Origin of the sequence: Pseudomonas saudimassiliensis (assembly GCF_000939975.1) — a bacterium.
Lineage (GTDB): Bacteria > Pseudomonadota > Gammaproteobacteria > Pseudomonadales > Pseudomonadaceae > Halopseudomonas > Halopseudomonas saudimassiliensis.
Genome location: NZ_LK391969.1, coordinates 3,180,310 through 3,197,516 on the forward strand (window position 1 = coordinate 3,180,310; position 17,207 = coordinate 3,197,516).

Sequence of the window (17,207 nt, forward strand, 5' to 3'; positions counted from 1 at the left end):
AATACTTGATCATGCGCATGCGCAGACACTCGGCAGGCAACGACGACGAAGCCGGCATCGACCTGACCCCCATGCTCGACGTGGTGTTCATCATGCTGATCTTCTTCATCGTGACCAGCACCTTCATCAAGACCACCGGTATCGAAGTCAATACCCCGACGGCGGACAGCTCCGAGCAGCAGCCCAAAGGCAACATCCTGATCGCCGTGGACCCCAACGGTGAGATCTGGATCGACCGCCAGCAGGTCGACATCCGGGCGGTGCGCGCCGCGGTGGAGCGCATGCGGGTGGATCAACCGGATAGCACCGTGGTAGTGCAGGCAGACCAGGACGCACGCAGTGGCCTGGTGATTCAGGTCATGGACCAGGTGCGCATGGCCGGTGTGCAGGATGTGGCCCTGGCGGCCACGGCGGGAGCCAACTGATGCGCCTGCTGGTCAGCTTTGCCGGCGCCTTGCTGGTGACGCTGGCGCTGTTCGCCCTGATGATGATCATGGTCATGCCGCCACGGGACAACCGGGATCTGGGCGAGGAGCTGGCTCGGGTCAGTTTTGTCCGCAGCGTGGCGGACACCCCAAGTGACAGCCGTCAGCGGCAACCGCGCCAGCCGCCGGAGCAGCCGCAACCGCCGGATGTGCCGCCGCCCCAGCCGGCGCCGCCGCAGCCGCAGGTCGCGACCAACGTGCAGCTGAACATCAGCGTACCGAACCTGCCGACTCCGGGTGTGAACGTGGCGGTCACGCCGACGCTGGCCGGGATTACCGCGGCAGAGGCGCCGGCCCCCGCGCCCACTCCCGCACCTGCAGCGCCAGCGGCACCGGCCACCTCGAGCAGTCCCAGCACCGCCGAGGAAGTCACCCCGCTGGTGGATATTCCACCCAATTATCCGCAACGGGCATTGGCGGCGGGCATTGAAGGTGAAGTGACCCTGGCGTTCACCATCACCCCTGATGGGCGGGTGGACAATCTGCGGGTGACCTCGGCCAAACCCAAGGGCGTGTTCGAGCGCGAGGCGCGCCGTGCCGCCGGTCGCTGGCGTTTTGCACCGCGCCGGGAGAATGGCCAGCCGGTTGCCCGTGAGGCAACCAAAACCTTGTATTTCCGTCTGGAGGACAGATGACCATGTGTGTCGCAAACCTCTATCGCAGCGCCGCACTGGGGCTGACGCTGCTGCTGGCGCCGGGCCTGGTGATGGCGCAACAGGCAATCAACCCTGCGGTATTCCAGGCCCTAACGGCAGCGCAGAAGGCGCAGCAGGGCGGGGACCTGGGCAAGGCACGCAGTGCCCTGAACCAGGCGCTGGACGACGTCGAAGCGGGTAGCCTGGAGCTGGCGCTGATCCAGCAGCGGCTGGGCTATGTGGCGATTGCCGCCCAGCAGAACCGCCAGGCCATCGACTGGCTGCGCAAGGCCCTGGCCCACGGCAAGCTGGACGCGACCGTCGCCCGCCAAGATCAGTTGAATCTGGCGCAACTGCTGGCGGCTGAGGGGCAGTACAGCGACGCGGCCAGGCTATTGGAGACCGTGCAGGCGAAGGGTGCCCTGACGTTGGAGCAGAAACAGTTGCTGGTGCAGTGCTATAGCCAGACGCAGAACTATGCCAAGGCCATTCCGCTGGCAGAACAGGTGGTCCGCGCCGATCCTGGCGTTGGCGATGTCTGGTACCAACTGCTGGTCGGCATGAATTACCAGCAGGAACGCTATAGCAGCGCGGCCCAATGGCAGAAGGTGCTGCTCAAGCGCGCCCCGCAGAATCGTGAGCATTGGCGGCAACTGGCGGGCCTGCAGAGCCAGGCCGGCGAACAACCCGCGGCGGCGGCCACGCTGCGACTGGCCCATGAAGCGGGGGTGGGGCTGACCCAGACCGATCTGGATAATCTGGTGGCCCTGCAGATGAATGCAGGTGCGCCCTGGCAGGCAGCACGGCTGCTGGAAGAGCTGATGGCGCAGAAGCTGCTGCCGACCGACGCGGCGCGCCAGGAGCGACTGGCACAACTCTGGACCCTGGCACGCGACCGCACGCGGGCGCGTGATGCCTGGATTGCCGTGGCCAACGGCAGTGGCCGGGCTGACCACTGGCTGCGGCTGGCGAGTATTCAATTGGAAGACGGGCAGTGGCCGGACCTGCTGACCACCCTCAAGCGGGCGCAGAGCGGTGCTAGCAGCCAGCAGCGGCAGCTGATTCGCCAGTGGGAGGGCTATGCCCGCCTGGCGATGGAAGATAACAGCTAGCTGCACCAGGAGCTCGGTAACCGGGCCTGATGCCCGCTTGCTGGATACGGCAGCCGGCCGGCCTCAGGTACGTATCGACAGCCCATCGACCAGCGATTGCCGATAGGCGCGCCAGGCCGGCACGCAGCCCATGCTGACGCCCGCCAGCAGGATCAGGCCGAGCAGACTCCAGTCACGGGTAGTCGGCGTGGTCAGCGGGATGAATACGCCGTACCGGGCGACAATCAGCGGTTGCGCCAACCACAGCACCCCGTACATCAGCGCCAACCCCAACAGTATGCCCAGGCCGGACAGGCTGGCGGCTTCCAGTAGCAGCAAGCTGAACACATGGCGGGGCCGCGCGCCTACCGAGCGCAGGATGGCCATCTCCCGGCGTCGCTCGTTGAGACTGCTGAGGATGGCAGTGAGCATGCCGATCAGCCCGGTCAATACGACGAACACCGAGACGATGAACAGCGCCTGTTCCGCCACACCGAGCAAGCTCCAGAGCTCCTGCAGCGCAACGCCCGGAATAATTGCCATCAAAGGCTCATCGGGGAAGCGGTCGATATCCCGTTGCACCGCGAAGCTGGCCACCCGGCTGTTCAAGCCCAGCAGCGCAGCGTTGATGGTGGTTGGCGTGACATCCTGTTGTTCGGCGCCAGGCTGATGATGGTCATGGTCATGGTCATGGGAGTGATCATGGCCATGCCCGGCGTGACCACGGGCTTGCGGACGCGGCGGCATGCCGTGGTGCCAGTGGGCATGGATCGCTTCCTGGCCCGCCAGGCTGATATGCACGGTGCGGTCCACCGGCGTGCCGGTAGGAGCCAGGATGCCGCTGACCTGGAAAGGTTGGTCGGCATGATCGATGAAGCTCACCGAACCGGTGCCGTGTCCTAGCACCAGCTCATCCCCCAAGCGGTAGTTCTGCTCCCGGGCTACGTCGGCACCGATCACCGCATCGTAGAGCCCAGCAAAGGCCTGCCCCTGGGTAAAAGCCAGTGCGCGGTCACGACCATGGCGGTAATGGTCGAAGTAATCGGTGGTAGTGCCCAGCACCGGATACCCGCGGTGCGAATCGCCCAGGGCAATCGGGATGGCCCAAGCCACCCGCGGATGGTCCGCCACCTTCTGGAAACTGTCCCAGGTCATGCTGCTGGTCGGGTTGCCGATGCGAAACACCGAATACAACAGCAGCTGTACCGAGCCCGTGCGCGGACCAACGATCAGGTCGGTGCCGGCGATGGTCCCGGCGAAGCTGGCGCGAGCCTCGGTGCGGACCTTTTCCACACCGAGCAACAGGGTCACACTCAGGGCGATAGCGAAGATGGTCAGCAGGGCGGAGAACCGCCGGTTGGCCAGGCTGCGCCATGCCAGATGCAGCAGAAACATCAGCTGGCCTCCTGCAGGGAGGCGGCGCGATTGAGATCGCCCAGTGCCAGACTACGGTCGAACATCCCTTCCAGCGCACCGTCATGGCTGACGAACAGCAGAGCGCTGCCCGCAGCCTGGCATTCGGCAAACAGCAACTCCAGAAAAGCTTCGCGGGTATCGGCGTCTAGCGCCGAAGTAGGCTCGTCGGCGATGATCAGTTCCGGACTGCCAATCAGCGCCCGCGCCGCGGCGACGCGCTGCTGCTGGCCGATGGATAGCTCGGCGACCGGTTGCTCACCCACTACCGCTTGGCTCAAACCCAACTGCTCCAACAGAGCGGTGGCCGCGGCGGCAACGGAGCCGTAGCGCTCCGCCGCGCGCTGGCGGCGCAGGCGCGAGAAATGGCAAGGCAGCGCAATGTTTTCAATCACCGACAGGTAGGGCAGCAGGTTGAACATCTGGAAGATGTAGCCGCTGTGGTCGGCGCGGAATTGATCCCGAGCCGAGCGGGACAACCTTGCGAGATCCTGCCCCAGCAAGCGGATCTGCCCATGGTCTGGCAATTGGACGCCGCCGATCAGGCTGAGCAGCGTGGTCTTGCCGCTACCGGAGGGACCTTTCAGGAACACCCGCTCGCCGGGTTGCAGCGTCAGGCTGGCGATATCCAGCAGTGTGGGCTGGCGGGGCCAGGCGAAGCTGACATGGTGCAGCTGTATAACAGGGGTAGACATGCGATGTTCCAGCAGAAATTTAACGTTATCTTATAACGCTTATTCCTGCGGTCAAGCGGCCTCCCCCGGTGGTACCGTGGATTCTGTTTGTAGGTTGCCGTCAGAAGTGGGCTTTTAAGAGCAGGCTGGCGGTGTTCTGGTTCGTGGATCCAACAAGTTCAGTGCTGACATAACCGCCGTCTTCAATACCAAATTTGTTCTTCCAATAATCGTACTCTATGCCGATATATACCTTTTCCTTCCAGCCCAACACCTTGCCGAGGTCATATTTGATCTGCGGGTTGATATGCACATTGGCGTGATATTCGCCCTGACTGTTTTCATCGTTATCCACTACCCAATCGATATATCCATCGATCACCAGCTCCGACCGACCGACCGGAAGCGTATAGCTCCACGCAGGTGTTATCTGCCAGACATTGTCACCGGGCCGTCCACCATCGCTCTTGCGTAAATAGGTGTTAAGTTGAAAGAAATCAAATCCGGGTATGGCCAGATCAATGGCGGGGCCGATGAGGTAGGCTTCCGTATCGCCTTTGCCAAACTCATAGGTCATGGATAGCAATATGTCAATGACGGGCCCGATAGTAATATTGGTGCCGCTGAGTTTGGCATAAGACAGACGGGGAGAGAATTCGCCGTAATGGGTCCGGTCATCATTACCGTCATTGGCTCCCTTGCCGTTGAAGTTGATTTGATCAACGAAGAGAAACAAATCGCCTACAGCCCAGCCACTAGCATGTTCGAACGTGAGCGTTTGCTGGATTGACGGATCTATTTTGAAGTCCTTGCCGTATAGGTAGGTCAGGCTATTGGTGTGCCATTGCACAAGATCAGCAGCGAAAGTCGGACTTGCGATCGCCCCGCCCGCAATAAGAGCAAGGCAAGATGTGGTTATGTTTTTCATGCTTCAATCCTGATTATTGTTGTTGTTTTACTGGGCCCTACGGGTATGGCGGGACACAATTGTCACTCCCGGTTGGGGTGGTTCCATTTATGGCCGGCGAGCTTCTGGGTGTCAGTTCAAACGGACGACGATGCCTCCGACGATTAGCAACGCGATACCCACAGCTCGCCCCACACTGAGGGAGTGCGGGGTAAATCCCGCCAAGCCAAAATGGTCAATCAGGGCCGCGGCAGTCATTTGTCCGACCAATACCATGGCCAGCATGGTGGCCGCACCCAGCCGGGGGCTGAGCGTGACCATTGCCGTGACGAAGAAAGCGCCCAAGATACCGCCGCTCCACAGCCATAAGGGCATCGACGCGAGATCACCCCAGATCGGACGGGGCAAGCGAACAACGACGCAGACCAGAATCAATAGCAGCAGGCCGATGGCGAAGGAAATACAGGATGCCCAAAGCGCATTCCCTGCACTCAGCGCCAACTGCGAATTTAATCCCGCCTGCAGCGGTAGGACCGCCCCTGCCGCGAGCGCCATGAGTATATAAATCCACACTGTTTAGCTTCTCCGGGCAGAGGTGGTCTTTCGCTGTTGCTAACCTTGGCGCGCCACCGGCTGGGGTGCGTTCAATTCGTTTTCACGGGCGATGGCATCAAACACCGGGCCGAAGGCTGGCCGCGGAATGTATTGTCCGGCGCCTTCTACCGCGAGGAGTTGCCCTTCGCGCCAGACGATTTTCCCGCGGCTCAACGTGTAGCTGGGAATACCGGTCACCGTGCGGCCTTCGAAAATATTGAAGTCGATGTTCTGGTGGTGGGTCTTGGCAGAGATGGTGCGCGTACCGGTCGGATCCCATACCACCAGGTCGGCATCGGCACCTACCGAGATAGAGCCTTTGCGTGGGTACATATTGAACAGTTTGGCGGTATTGGTTGAGGTCACTGCAACAAACTCATTCATGGTCAGGCGGCCCTTGTTGACGCCTTCATCCCACATGATGGCCAGCCGATCCTCGATGCCGGCGGTGCCGTTGGGAATCCGCGTGAAATCGTCTTTACCGGCGGCCTTCTGGTCAGCGCAGAAACAGCAATGATCGGTTGCGGTGGTCTGCAGGTTACCTCCGCGCAGACCCTGCCAGAGGGCTTCTTGGTGTTCTTTGGCGCGAAACGGCGGGCTCATGACATGGGCGGCGGCAAAGGCAAAATCAGGATGTCGATAAACACTGTCGTCAATGGCCAGATGACCTGCCAGCACCTCGCCATATACACGGTTGCCGTTATTGCGGGCGCGGGTAATCGCTTCCAGCGACTCCTTGCAGGACACGTGCACGATATAAATTGGGACGTTCATAGCTTGCGCAATATGGATGGCCCGGTTGGCTGCCTCGGCCTCAACCACCGGTGGGCGGGAAAGCGGGTGTGCTTCGGGGCCGGTCATGCCCTTGGCGAGCAATTCCTGCTGCAGCTGGAAAACCAGCTCGCCGTTCTCGGCGTGGACGGTTGGCATCGCCCCTAGCTCGACAGAGCGGCGGAAGCTCTTCACCAGGGTTTCATCATCAGCCATGATGGCGTTCTTGTAGGCCATGAAGTGTTTGAAACTGTTCACTCCATGTTCACGCACCAGTTCGCCCATTTCCTCATGGACCGAGTCATCCCACCAGGTAATGGCCACGTGAAAAGTATAGTCCGCTGCCGCTTTGGCGGCCCAGTCACGCCACTGATGGAAAGCCTCGAGCAGGGATTGCTGGGGCGATGGAATGACGAAGTCGATGATGCTGGTGGTGCCTCCTGCTAGCCCGGCGGCGGTACCAGTATAGAAATCATCGCTGGCTACAGTCCCCATGAAAGGCAGCTGCATATGAGTGTGGGGGTCAATGCCCCCGGGCATTACATATTGGCCACCGGCATCTATAACCTCTGCGGTAGCAGGGGCATCTAGATTCTCTCCGATCGCAATAATTTTTCCCTCGTCACAATAGACGTCGGCGCGATAAGTCTTATCAGCTGTGACCACGGTACCGTTTTTTATGAGTACGGACATTTCTGGTTCTCCTTACTGGTCTTGGCGAGTCGTATTTGAAATTGTTTTCCGGGTTGATAGGTGGCCGAGTCAGTCATGCTGGTTTTTTCAAGCTGTTGCGCATGAGGATCAGGTAGATGCTGCTGGCGATTATCAGGCCGACAAACCAGGCATAGGTATAGATTTGCTGGAACACAGAGGGCACGGTATCGATAAAACCGGCGACATGCAGGAAGCCTGGCAAATTGGGCAGAATACCTATCACCAGCGCGATCAGGGCAACCGGATTCCAGCCCTTGCGATAGCTGTATTCCCCATCATTTCGGAAAAGATCTCGATGATTCAGACGGGTTTTGCGGATGACGAAATAGTCGGCGACCATAATGCCGGCGACTGGGCCGAGCAGGGCAGAATAGCCAATCAACCAGGTGAAAATATAAGCACTGGTTGATTCGAGCAGCTTCCATGGCATGATCGCGATGCCCAACCCCGCGGTTAGATAGCCGCCCATCTTGAAGGATATTTTGCTGGGGCTGAGGTTGGAGAAGCCGTTCGCCGGTGCGACAACATTAGCCGCGAGATTGGTGGTCAGCGTAGCCAGGATCAACGCGATCAAGGCAACAATAACGGCGAACCCGCCCATGTGACTGGTTAGCTCGACGGGATCCCAGATAGCCTTGCCATAAATCACCACGGTTGCCGATGTGACCGCGACACCGATAAAGGCAAAAAGCGCCATGGGCAATGGAAGCCCCAGAGCCTGGCCAATAAACTGATCCTTTTGCGATCGGGCAAAACGGGTGAAGTCGGGAATATTCAGCGCCATGGTGGCCCAATAACCCACCATCGCCGTAAGGCCTGGCCAGAACACTGACCAGAACTGGCCTTCACGTGGACCTCCGGCAACAAATTGCGATGGGGTAGACAGCATCGAGCCAAATCCCCCGGCCTTGAAGTAAGCCCAGCCGAGCAACGCAAGGCCCATGGCAATGAGAAAGGGTGCTGCGTAGGTCTCCAGCCAGCGGATTGATTCAGTGCCGCGAGCAATGAAAAATACATGGAGGGCCCAAAACAGCAGGAAACAAACCAGTTGGCCTAAATCAATACCCAGAAAGCTGATGAGGCTTCCGCTGATGGCGTTATCGGTCATTATGTTGATGATGATGTAGATTGCGGAGCCGCCTACCCAGGTTTGGATTCCGAACCAACCGCATGCCACGAGGCCGCGCAGCATGGCGGGAAGCTTTGCTCCAGCAGTACCGAAGGAAGAACGGAGCAAGACGGGAAACGGGATGCCATGTTTGGTGCCCGCATGGCCGATGGCAATCATCGGGATCAACACGATGATATTGCCGGCCAGAACGGTCAGGACCGCCTGCCACCAGGACATTCCCTCTGCCACCAGGCCCGCGGCCATCATATAAGTGGGAACACAAACGACCATTCCGACCCACAAACCGGAAATGCTTTGCCAGGACCAGGTCCTGTCTTCTGCTTTTGCGGGTGCGAGATCCTCATTCCAGAGATCTGCACTGGGAGTAGTACTCACAGCGGCATCGTACAAGAGTGAATCAGCTTGAGTCTGCATTGAACTGTGCCTCTAATCTATTGTTTTTATTTTGCACGTCTCTATATCCCGCGCCACACAGGATGTTACTTAGTGAATGCCTCAGATATCTTGTTCGAAAAACAGGTGTAGCAACTCCCTGCACTAAGAGGTGCGCAGTACGGGGTTATTCCATGCGTAGGTTAAATTGGTTCCGGGTATCTAGACCCGGGTAAGCTGCTAGTTAGCTGTTTACTAAACCAGTGCTCTCTGGATCGAGGAAGCAGTAGTTGGAAAAGTTGCTGCACATGATTTCATCCTCTTATCACCGTCTCGAGTCGAGATATTTTAAATCGAATGCTAGTACAACGATTCAGCGCTCACTGCGTCAAGAACGGCTAGTTGTTCTTAACAACGGTTCGTCCATGTTTTGGTAATAGGGATAATGCGTAACGTAACCGTATGTAAGTGCCGTTATTCGCAAACCTACAAGCAAGTTTTGAGGGGGTCAAGCATTATTTTTCCAATAGGTAAAAAATTTATATCTACTAGTAGCCTGGTTTTTTCATGCAACGCAGGCCGCTGCCGGCGCTAGGTGATGTGCATAATCAGGGGGAGACGCCGGCTCGGCTATCCGGGTGGGCCTTATCACCCGAGAACTACTGCGCCAGCCGATCGAGCTCTTCGAGATAGCTTTCAAGCACCAGATTAGGGGGCGCAGCTTTACGGGTAATGGCGCTGTAATGGGTGACGTATCGGTTGGCTAGCGGATCGATCGCCCGCATGGCTTCTTCGCGCACCCAGCGTTGCGCATAGTGGGTGGGGAGATAGCCGATATAGCGGCCTGTCAGGATGAGAAAGGCGATTCCCTCGCGGTCCGTTGCCGATGCGGCTGCTTTGAGCGGCTCGTGCAATGCCTTGATTTCCGGGGTCTGAGCATAGGCTGGCAGGACGGCATCCCAGCCACTGAGCTCTACCGGCTCCGAACCCGTATGGTGATACAGCGGATGGCTCGAACTGCAATACAACTGCGACACTTCCTCGTACAACGGCCGGTAATACAGTCCTGGCAGGGACTTCAGCGCGGGGATGATACCGACATGCAAACGGCCATCGAGCACACCCAGTTCGATATCATTGGGTGGAATCATCCGGATATTTATCCGCACATCTGGCCCGCGATCCTTCAGCGCACTTAACGCCTGGGTGATAAGCATCTGCGGCATGGTGACCAAGCTGTCAGTGATGCCGATATTCAGCTCGCCCTTCAGATGGTCATGCAGGCTGTTCACATGGGTGCGGAAGCCTTCGATGGCGGCTAGCATCTGCAGGGTGGCCTGGTAGACCTCGCCGCCTTCCTGGGTCAGAGAAAAGCCGCTACGTCCCCGCTGACAAAGCCGCAATGCAAGACGGCCCTCCAACTCGTTCATGGCAATGCTGATCGCGGCGCGGCTGATATTCAGCTCCACTTCGGCTGCGGAAAAGCCGCCGCATTCGACCACCTTGCGAAAAATACGTAACAAGCGCAGATCGGTATCACTGATTTGACCAGGCAGGGCCAGCTTACGGGTTTTCATCTGCTATCTCACGAGAATCAACGGCTAGCAGGATAGCGGAGGAGGCTGGATATGTTAAGTAATCACTTGCTTGAAGATAAATAAGTTGGGGTTTTACTTTCACGTGGGACTGACGAGACTGGCTGCTACCGATAACCGTGAGGGGTGATGTAATGTCTGATCTCAATACTCAGCGCCCTGCCGGACTGACCCCCGAGCAGCTTGACGCTTACTGGCTTCCATACTCTGCCAATCGCCAGTTCAAAGCCGATCCGCGCATTATCGTGGGAGCGGAAGGCAGTTACTATTTCGATGCTGATGGTCGCAAGATCTTTGATGGTCTGTCTGGCCTCTGGTGCTGCGGTGCCGGCCATAATCGTCCGGAAATTGCCGAGGCAGTCGCCAAGCAACTGCGTGAGCTGGATTATGCTCCCGCCTTCCAGTACGCCCATCCCAAAGCCTTCGAATTGGCCGAACGGATTACCCAGCTGACTCCGCGGGGCCTTGATCATGTGTTCTATACCAACTCGGGATCAGAAGCTGCGGACACCTCGCTGAAAATCGCCCGGGCCTACTGGCGCAAGAAAGGCAAACCAACGAAAACCAAGCTGATCGGGCGGGCCAAGGGCTACCATGGCGTTAACTTCGGCGGTATCAGTCTCGGCGGTATCGGCGCCAACCGCACTTTGTTCGGGCAAGGGATTGACGCCGACCACCTGCCGCATACCCTGCTCAAGGAAAATCTCTTCAGTCGCGGCATGCCCGAGCGTGGCGTCGAGCGCGCCGAAGATCTGCTTGAACTGATCGCCCTGCACGATGCATGCAATATTGCTGCGGTCATTATCGAGCCGTTAGCGGGCTCTGCGGGGGTATTGCCGCCGCCGGTAGGTTATCTGCAACGTCTGCGGGAGATCTGCGATCAGCATGAGATTCTGCTGATATTTGACGAGGTCATAACCGGTTTTGGACGAGTAGGCTCAAATACTGGCGCTGAAGAGTTCGGTGTCACCCCGGACATGATGAACGTGGCCAAACAGCTTACCAACGGTGCTGTGCCGATGGGTGCGGTGATTGTGCAGCGTGAGATCTATCAGACCTTCATGGAGCAGGGCGGCCCGGAATATGCGATCGAACTGCCCCACGGTTATACGTACTCCGGCCACCCGGTAGCCTGCGCCGCAGCACTGGCTTCCCTGGATATCCTGCAGAATGACCGCCTGGTTGATCGGGTCAAGGAAATGAGCCCGGTATTCGAGGATGCACTGCACGGGCTCAAGGGTAGTCGTTACGTCACGGATATCCGCAATTATGGAATGGCTGGCGCTTTGCAAATTGAAAGCTACCCCGGGGAGCCGGCACGCCGCCCTTATGAAATTGCCATGAAATGCTGGGAGAAAGGCTTTTACGTACGCTACGGCGGCGACACCATTCAGTTGGGTATGCCCTTCATCGTGGAACGGGAAGAGATTGATCGCGTCGTCAATGCGATCGGCGACGCCATCAGCGAACTGGACTGAATTACCAATAATAACTGGCAGAGAGAAGAGACGATGAAGACAATCGGACACTTGATCAACGGCGCTATCGACACGCAATCCAGCCGGACCCAGGAGGTGTACAACCCGTCCACTGGCGAGGTGTCGAAACATCTGGCGGTGGCGAGTAAGGCTACTGTGGAAGCGGCCATTGCAGCGGCCCAGGCCGCTTACCCCGCCTGGCGCAATACTCCGCCGCTCAAGCGCGCCAAGGTGATGTTCCGCTTCAAGGAGTTGCTGGAGCGAAATGCCGAAGAGATCTGCCGTTTGATTGGTGAAGAGCACGGTAAGATTGCCCATGACGCCATGGGAGAGCTGCAGCGGGGGATCGAAAACGTCGAATATGCCTGTGGCGCCCCGGAATTGTTAAAGGGTGAATTCAGTAAGAATGCCGGTCCAGCGATCGACTCCTGGAGCGAGTTCCAGCCACTGGGCGTGGTGGCGGGTATCACGCCCTTCAATTTCCCGGCCATGGTACCCCTGTGGATGTACCCCATGGCAATTGTCTGCGGCAATACCTTCGTACTCAAGCCGTCTGAGCGCAACCCGTCGGCGGTGCTTTTTATTGCTGAACTGCTGCATGAGGCTGGTCTTCCGCCGGGTGTGCTCAACGTCGTCAATGGCGACAAGGAAGCAGTGGATGTACTGCTATCCGATGCGCGCGTGCAGGCAGTGAGCTTCGTAGGCTCGACGCCCATTGCAGAATATATCTACACCACGGCGAGTGCCCATGGTAAGCGCTGCCAGGCGCTGGGTGGCGCGAAGAACCATGCTATCGTGATGCCGGACGCTGATATGGACAACGCGGTATCGGCACTGGTGGGTGCTGCCTTCGGTTCATCCGGTGAGCGTTGCATGGCGCTGTCAGTTGCCGTGGCGGTTGGTGACGAGGCGGCGGATGCGCTGATCAGCAAGATGTCCGAGCAGATGAAAAAGCTCAAGGTCGGGGCGTTTTCCGACAAGAGCAACGACTTTGGCCCGCTCATTACCCGTGCGCATCAGGAAAAGGTCCGTGGGTATATCAGGAGCGCCGAGGAGCAAGGCGCCACGCTGGTGGTCGATGGTCGTAAGCCGACGGTGACGGGTTACGAACAGGGGTTTTATGTCGGCGGCACTTTGATTGACAACGTGACCGCTGAGATGACCTGTTATAAAGAAGAGATTTTTGGGCCGGTACTCTTGGTCATGCGGGTCAACAGCATGGAGGAAGCCATGCAATTGATTAACGATCATGAATACGGCAACGGTACCTGTATCTTTACCCGTGACGGTGAAGCGGCGCGTTATTTCAGCGACAACATCATGGTGGGCATGGTTGGCATCAACGTGCCCTTGCCGGTACCCGTGGCCTATCACAGCTTTGGTGGCTGGAAGCGTTCACTGTTTGGTGACCTGCACGCCTATGGACCTGATGCGGTGCGCTTCTATACCAAGCGCAAAACGATTACCCAGCGCTGGCCGTCAGCCGGGGTACGGGAGGGAGCGCAATTTTCCTTCCCTTCTTGAACAAGGGCTTGGCATAGGTTGAAGCTATTTGTTTCGGAGCGCCCGGTGCACAGTACCGGGCGTTTTTTGAAACGCGACCTTGGTTGGTCTCCGTTCATATCTATCCAAGCTACACCTGGCATAAGCAAAAGGCCGGATCATTTGCCCCGGCCTTTCGCATGTAACCGTGGTAACGCCTAATTGAGATAATGCCGCGGCACCCGGTTCAGATTGCAGAACAGCTGGTAAGGAATGGTGTCAGCCCAGTTGGCTACCTCGCTGGCCAGCACGCCTTCGCCCCATAGCTGCACGGAACTGCCCAAGCCAACTGCCGGCAAGTCGGTGAGATCGACTGTCAGCATATCCATGGAGACCCGACCGATCAGCTCAGTGCGCTGGTTGTCGACCAGCACTGGGGTACCGCTCTTGGCGTGACGGGGATAGCCGTCCGCATACCCCATGGCCACCACGCCGATGCGGGTGGGACGCCTGCTGATGAACTGTGCGCCATAGCCGACCGACTCGCCGCAGCTAACGTTGTGCACAGCAATGACCCGTGAGTTCAGTTGCATTACGGGTTTCAGCCTGGCGGCATTCTTTTGACCAGGAGCGAAGGGGGAGGCGCCATATAACATGATACCCGGCCGCAACCAGTCACCCTGAGCCTGGGGCCAGGCCAGTGCGCCAGCGGAGTTGCACAAGCTGGATGGGCCTTGCAGCTGGGCCGTGGTCTCGTTGAAGCAGAGTAATTGCTGCATGGTGGTATCGCAGTCCGGTTCATCGGCGCGGGAGAAGTGGGTCATCTTTACCAGGCTGGAAACCTTGTCCGTGGCTTGCAATGTGCGCCAGATCTCCCCGTATTCTTCAGGTTTGAAGCCCACCCGATGCATGCCGGTGTCCAGTTTTAGCCAGACTTGGAGCGGGTGCTCGATATGGGCTTCATCCAGATCGCGCAGCTGTCCATGATGATGAATGACGACCCAGAGGTCGTATTGCTGAATCAAGGGCAATTCCGTTGGGTCAAACCATCCCTCCAATAACAAGATAGGTTTTTGAATACCGGCATGGCGCAGGAGCAGGGCTTCCTCAATACAGGCGACGGCAAAGCCGTCTGCGGACTCCGCCAGGGTTTGGGCGCAACGAATGGCGCCGTGACCGTAGGCGTTGGCTTTGATGACTGCCAGCGCCTTGTTGCCGTAGAGTTGCCTGGCCAATTGGTAGTTATGACGCAAAGCGCCAAGATCGATCAATGCATGGGCTGGACGCATGGGTTTCATTCTCGGGGTTGGCTATTTAGAGAGCGGCGACGATGGCGATTTCCACCAGGACATCCGGTGTGAGCCATTCCGCCTTTAACATGGTGCGATCGGGCGCCGCCCCCTCGGGCAACCATTGCTCCCATATCCTGTCGATGGTTTCAAAATCAGAGGTGGGGTTCTGGAGGTATATGGTTGCAGATAACAGTTTGGACTTGTCACTACCGGCGTCCGCCAGTAGTTGTTCAATGGCCGCCAGGGTATTGTTCGCTTGCATGTGCAGATCACTTCCGGTTGGCGTGGCATCGGCAAATCGGCCAGCCAGATAAACTTCGTCCTGATGTACCAGTACTTGCCCCATCTGCACATTGGTATATAGAGCTTGGGTATTCATTTCGCGCTCCTTATTGTTAATTTCTGTCTCACACATCGCTCTGTTGGTCGAAGCCTAGACAATCCTGTCTGGCCCGTTAGGTGCCAGGATTGCCGACGTGTATACTTGTGCGCCTCATGCTCCAGCACCGCACAGTCGCCGGGGCTGGAGCGCTGTCGCCGTTTTATGACCCAACCAAGAGGGTACCCCTTGGACGAAAACACTCACCGTTTAGCTATGAAGGCCTCCTCAGATGGCGATACGGCTAAACCCCGCAAGCGTTCAATGGCGAGAAAAGCCCAGGAATCTCGCATCCTTGAAGCTGCTGAGATGCTGTTCGCTCAATATGGCTATAACGGGGTCTCCATCGAGGCGATCGCTGAGCAAGCCGGCCTCTCCAAACAAAACATGCTTTATTATTTTCCTTCCAAGGAATACCTGTATCACCATGTGCTGACAAACGTGCTCGATCTCTGGATCGACAAGATGGCGCTATTTGAGCAAGCGGGGGACACCCCCGCCAGCAAGTTGCGCAGCTATATTCTCGGTAAACTGGAACTGTCACGTTTGCGGCCAAATGGTTCGAAAATATTTGCCAATGAGATAATCAATGGCGCGCCTCACATCAAGGAATATCTGCAGCAGAAGCTATTGCCCAAACTCGACACCGATATTGCCTTGGTCAAACAGTGGATTACCGATGGCCTGATGGACCCGGTAGATCCTTACCATCTGTTCTTTTCAATTTGGGCTACGACCCAGACCTATGCTGATTTTTCGACCCAGATTGCATTGGTGATGCATAAGGACAGTCTGGAAACTACTGACTATGAAGATGCCGGACGCTTCCTCACCCATATCATTCTCAAAGGTGTCGGGCTGAGCGAATAGCGCGTTATCCGTTGCCCTGAAGAGAGCCAGTGCATGCTCCTTCAGGGCGGCGGTGCCCGCTCAGATCAACTATTGGCACGCTCCACTACGGCCTGGAACAGCACGTTGCAGCCGGCTGCCAGATCTTCCGGCGTCGCATTTTCAGCTTCGTTATGGCTAATACCATTTTCGCAGGGTACAAACACCATGGCCGTTGGTGCTACGCGAGAGATATAGCAGGCGTCATGTCCGGCTCCGCTGACGATATCCCGGTGGCTATAACCAAAATCCTTTGCAGCCTGGCGTACCAGCTCGACACAGTCACGGTCGAAAGGCACCGGCGGGGAGTACCAGATCTGCTCGAAAGCCATTTCCAGCCCCAACTCCGTGGATACCGAGTCGGCTGTCTCACGCAGGGCCTGATCCATCTTTTGCAGGACATCCGCATCCGGATGGCGAAAATCTACGGTAAAGAATACCTCGCCCGGAATCACATTCCGCGAATTGGGAAAGACCTGTACCAGGCCTACGGTGGCGCAGGCATTAGGCTGATGGGCGAGGCCTATCTTGTTGACCTGGTCAATCAAGCGAGCCGCACCCACCAAGGCGTCTCGCCGACGATTCATCGGTGTGGGCCCCGCATGGGATTCCTGGCCGGTGAGGGTGATTTCATACCAGCGTTGACCTTGCGCGTCAGTCACGACACCGATCTGTTTCTTTTCATCTTCCAGAATCGGGCCCTGCTCGATATGCGCCTCAAAAAACGCCTTGAAAGGACGGCCACCAACGTCTTCGGTGCCGTTATAACCGATGCGTGCCAGCTCCTCGCCCATGGTCTTGCCGTCCAGATCAGCGCGACTCAACCCGTAATCCAGGTCAAACACCCCGGCGAATACGCCGGACGCCACCATGGCCGGTGGGAAGCGTGAGCCTTCCTCATTGGTCCATACCGAGGCTTCAATGGGCGCGCGGGTTTCCATCCCGTTGTCATTCAGTGTGCGAATGACCTCCAGGCCGGCCAACACGCCGTAAATACCATCAAACTTACCGCCAGTAGGTTGGGTATCCAGGTGGCTGCCCATTACCACAGGGGGCAAGGAATCATCGAGCCCGGCACGGCGCGCGAAGATATTGCCCATCTTGTCGATGCGAATGGTGCAGCCCGCCTCTTTGCTCCAACGCACAAACAAATCACGGCCCTGCTTGTCCAGATCGGTCAAGGCCAATCGGCAGACCCCCCCTTTTTCCGTTCCGCCAATCTCGCCCATTTCCATCAAGCTCTGCCACAGCCGTGCCTGGTTGATCATGGTTTTCTGCATTGTGATTGCCTCATTCGGTCATTTA

General features: G+C 57.8%; 16 protein-coding genes. 6 read left to right on the plus strand and 10 right to left on the minus strand.

Annotated elements, in window-relative coordinates:
* Nucleotides 1-11: 11 nt before the first annotated feature.
* The 3 genes from VG99_RS14650 to VG99_RS14660 are packed head-to-tail and all read left to right on the plus strand — an operon-like array spanning nt 12 to nt 2,232.
* Nucleotides 12-425 (plus strand): ExbD/TolR family protein, encoded by a 414-nt coding sequence (locus VG99_RS14650; RefSeq protein ID WP_044501186.1) that lies wholly within the window; start codon nt 12-14, stop codon nt 423-425.
* Nucleotides 425-1,120 carry an energy transducer TonB gene (locus VG99_RS14655; protein WP_044501189.1) on the plus strand — a complete coding sequence of 232 codons (696 nt, stop codon included), beginning with the start codon at nt 425-427 and terminating at the stop codon, nt 1,118-1,120. The genes VG99_RS14650 and VG99_RS14655 overlap by 1 nt, the downstream gene beginning before the upstream one ends.
* Before the next feature lie 2 nt (nt 1,121-1,122).
* Nucleotides 1,123-2,232 carry a tetratricopeptide repeat protein gene (locus VG99_RS14660; protein ID WP_044501679.1) on the plus strand — a complete coding sequence of 370 codons (1,110 nt, stop codon included), beginning with the start codon at nt 1,123-1,125 and terminating at the stop codon, nt 2,230-2,232.
* 63 nt (nt 2,233-2,295) lie between these two features.
* Here the strand turns inward: VG99_RS14660 and VG99_RS14665 are convergent, their stop codons facing one another.
* From VG99_RS14665 to VG99_RS14695, 7 genes are all read right to left on the minus strand, one after another.
* Nucleotides 2,296-3,606, minus strand: coding sequence for an ABC transporter permease (locus VG99_RS14665; protein ID WP_044501191.1), 1,311 nt, complete (start codon nt 3,604-3,606; stop codon nt 2,296-2,298).
* Entirely contained in the window at nt 3,606-4,319 is a 714-nt protein-coding gene (locus VG99_RS14670) for an ABC transporter ATP-binding protein (protein WP_044501194.1), read from the minus strand. Before VG99_RS14670 ends, VG99_RS14665 begins: the two co-directional genes overlap by 1 nt.
* Nucleotides 4,320-4,419: 100 nt before the next feature.
* Complete coding sequence (locus VG99_RS14675) at nt 4,420-5,226, minus strand: outer membrane protein OmpK (RefSeq protein WP_044501196.1); 807 nt, start codon at nt 5,224-5,226, stop codon at nt 4,420-4,422.
* 111 nt (nt 5,227-5,337) lie between these two features.
* The gene (locus VG99_RS14680; RefSeq protein WP_044501199.1) at nt 5,338-5,760 is read right to left on the minus strand and encodes a DMT family transporter; all 423 of its coding nucleotides are present in this window, start codon (nt 5,758-5,760) and stop codon (nt 5,338-5,340) included.
* 57 nt (nt 5,761-5,817) lie between these two features.
* The gene (gene hydA, locus VG99_RS14685) at nt 5,818-7,263 is read right to left on the minus strand and encodes a dihydropyrimidinase (RefSeq protein WP_044501202.1); all 1,446 of its coding nucleotides are present in this window, start codon (nt 7,261-7,263) and stop codon (nt 5,818-5,820) included.
* Nucleotides 7,264-7,336: 73 nt separating this feature from the next.
* Nucleotides 7,337-8,830 carry an NCS1 family nucleobase:cation symporter-1 gene (locus tag VG99_RS14690; RefSeq protein ID WP_052508823.1) on the minus strand — a complete coding sequence of 498 codons (1,494 nt, stop codon included), beginning with the start codon at nt 8,828-8,830 and terminating at the stop codon, nt 7,337-7,339.
* A 617-nt stretch (nt 8,831-9,447) separates the two neighbouring features.
* Complete coding sequence (locus tag VG99_RS14695; protein ID WP_044501203.1) at nt 9,448-10,365, minus strand: LysR family transcriptional regulator; 918 nt, start codon at nt 10,363-10,365, stop codon at nt 9,448-9,450.
* A gap of 152 nt (nt 10,366-10,517) precedes the next feature.
* Here VG99_RS14695 and aptA point away from each other — a divergent pair, with 152 nt between their 5' ends.
* Both aptA and VG99_RS14705 read left to right on the plus strand, forming a co-directional pair.
* The gene (gene aptA, locus VG99_RS14700; protein ID WP_044501204.1) at nt 10,518-11,861 is read left to right on the plus strand and encodes an omega-aminotransferase AptA; all 1,344 of its coding nucleotides are present in this window, start codon (nt 10,518-10,520) and stop codon (nt 11,859-11,861) included.
* Nucleotides 11,862-11,894: 33 nt separating this feature from the next.
* Nucleotides 11,895-13,385 carry a CoA-acylating methylmalonate-semialdehyde dehydrogenase gene (locus VG99_RS14705; RefSeq protein WP_044501205.1) on the plus strand — a complete coding sequence of 497 codons (1,491 nt, stop codon included), beginning with the start codon at nt 11,895-11,897 and terminating at the stop codon, nt 13,383-13,385.
* Nucleotides 13,386-13,561: 176 nt separating this feature from the next.
* Here the strand turns inward: VG99_RS14705 and alr are convergent, their stop codons facing one another.
* Nucleotides 13,562-14,632 carry an alanine racemase gene (gene alr, locus VG99_RS14710; protein ID WP_044501206.1) on the minus strand — a complete coding sequence of 357 codons (1,071 nt, stop codon included), beginning with the start codon at nt 14,630-14,632 and terminating at the stop codon, nt 13,562-13,564.
* A 25-nt stretch (nt 14,633-14,657) separates the two neighbouring features.
* On the minus strand, nt 14,658-15,014 hold the full coding sequence (locus tag VG99_RS14715) for a Rid family hydrolase (protein WP_044501207.1): 357 nt from the start codon (nt 15,012-15,014) through the stop codon (nt 14,658-14,660).
* A gap of 189 nt (nt 15,015-15,203) precedes the next feature.
* Between VG99_RS14715 and VG99_RS14720 the strand changes: the two genes are divergently transcribed.
* Nucleotides 15,204-15,884 carry a TetR/AcrR family transcriptional regulator gene (locus VG99_RS14720; RefSeq protein WP_204216731.1) on the plus strand — a complete coding sequence of 227 codons (681 nt, stop codon included), beginning with the start codon at nt 15,204-15,206 and terminating at the stop codon, nt 15,882-15,884.
* A 65-nt stretch (nt 15,885-15,949) separates the two neighbouring features.
* Here VG99_RS14720 and VG99_RS14725 read toward each other — a convergent pair whose 3' ends face one another.
* Complete coding sequence (locus VG99_RS14725) at nt 15,950-17,182, minus strand: Zn-dependent hydrolase (RefSeq protein ID WP_044501208.1); 1,233 nt, start codon at nt 17,180-17,182, stop codon at nt 15,950-15,952.
* Nucleotides 17,183-17,207: the final 25 nt, after the last annotated feature.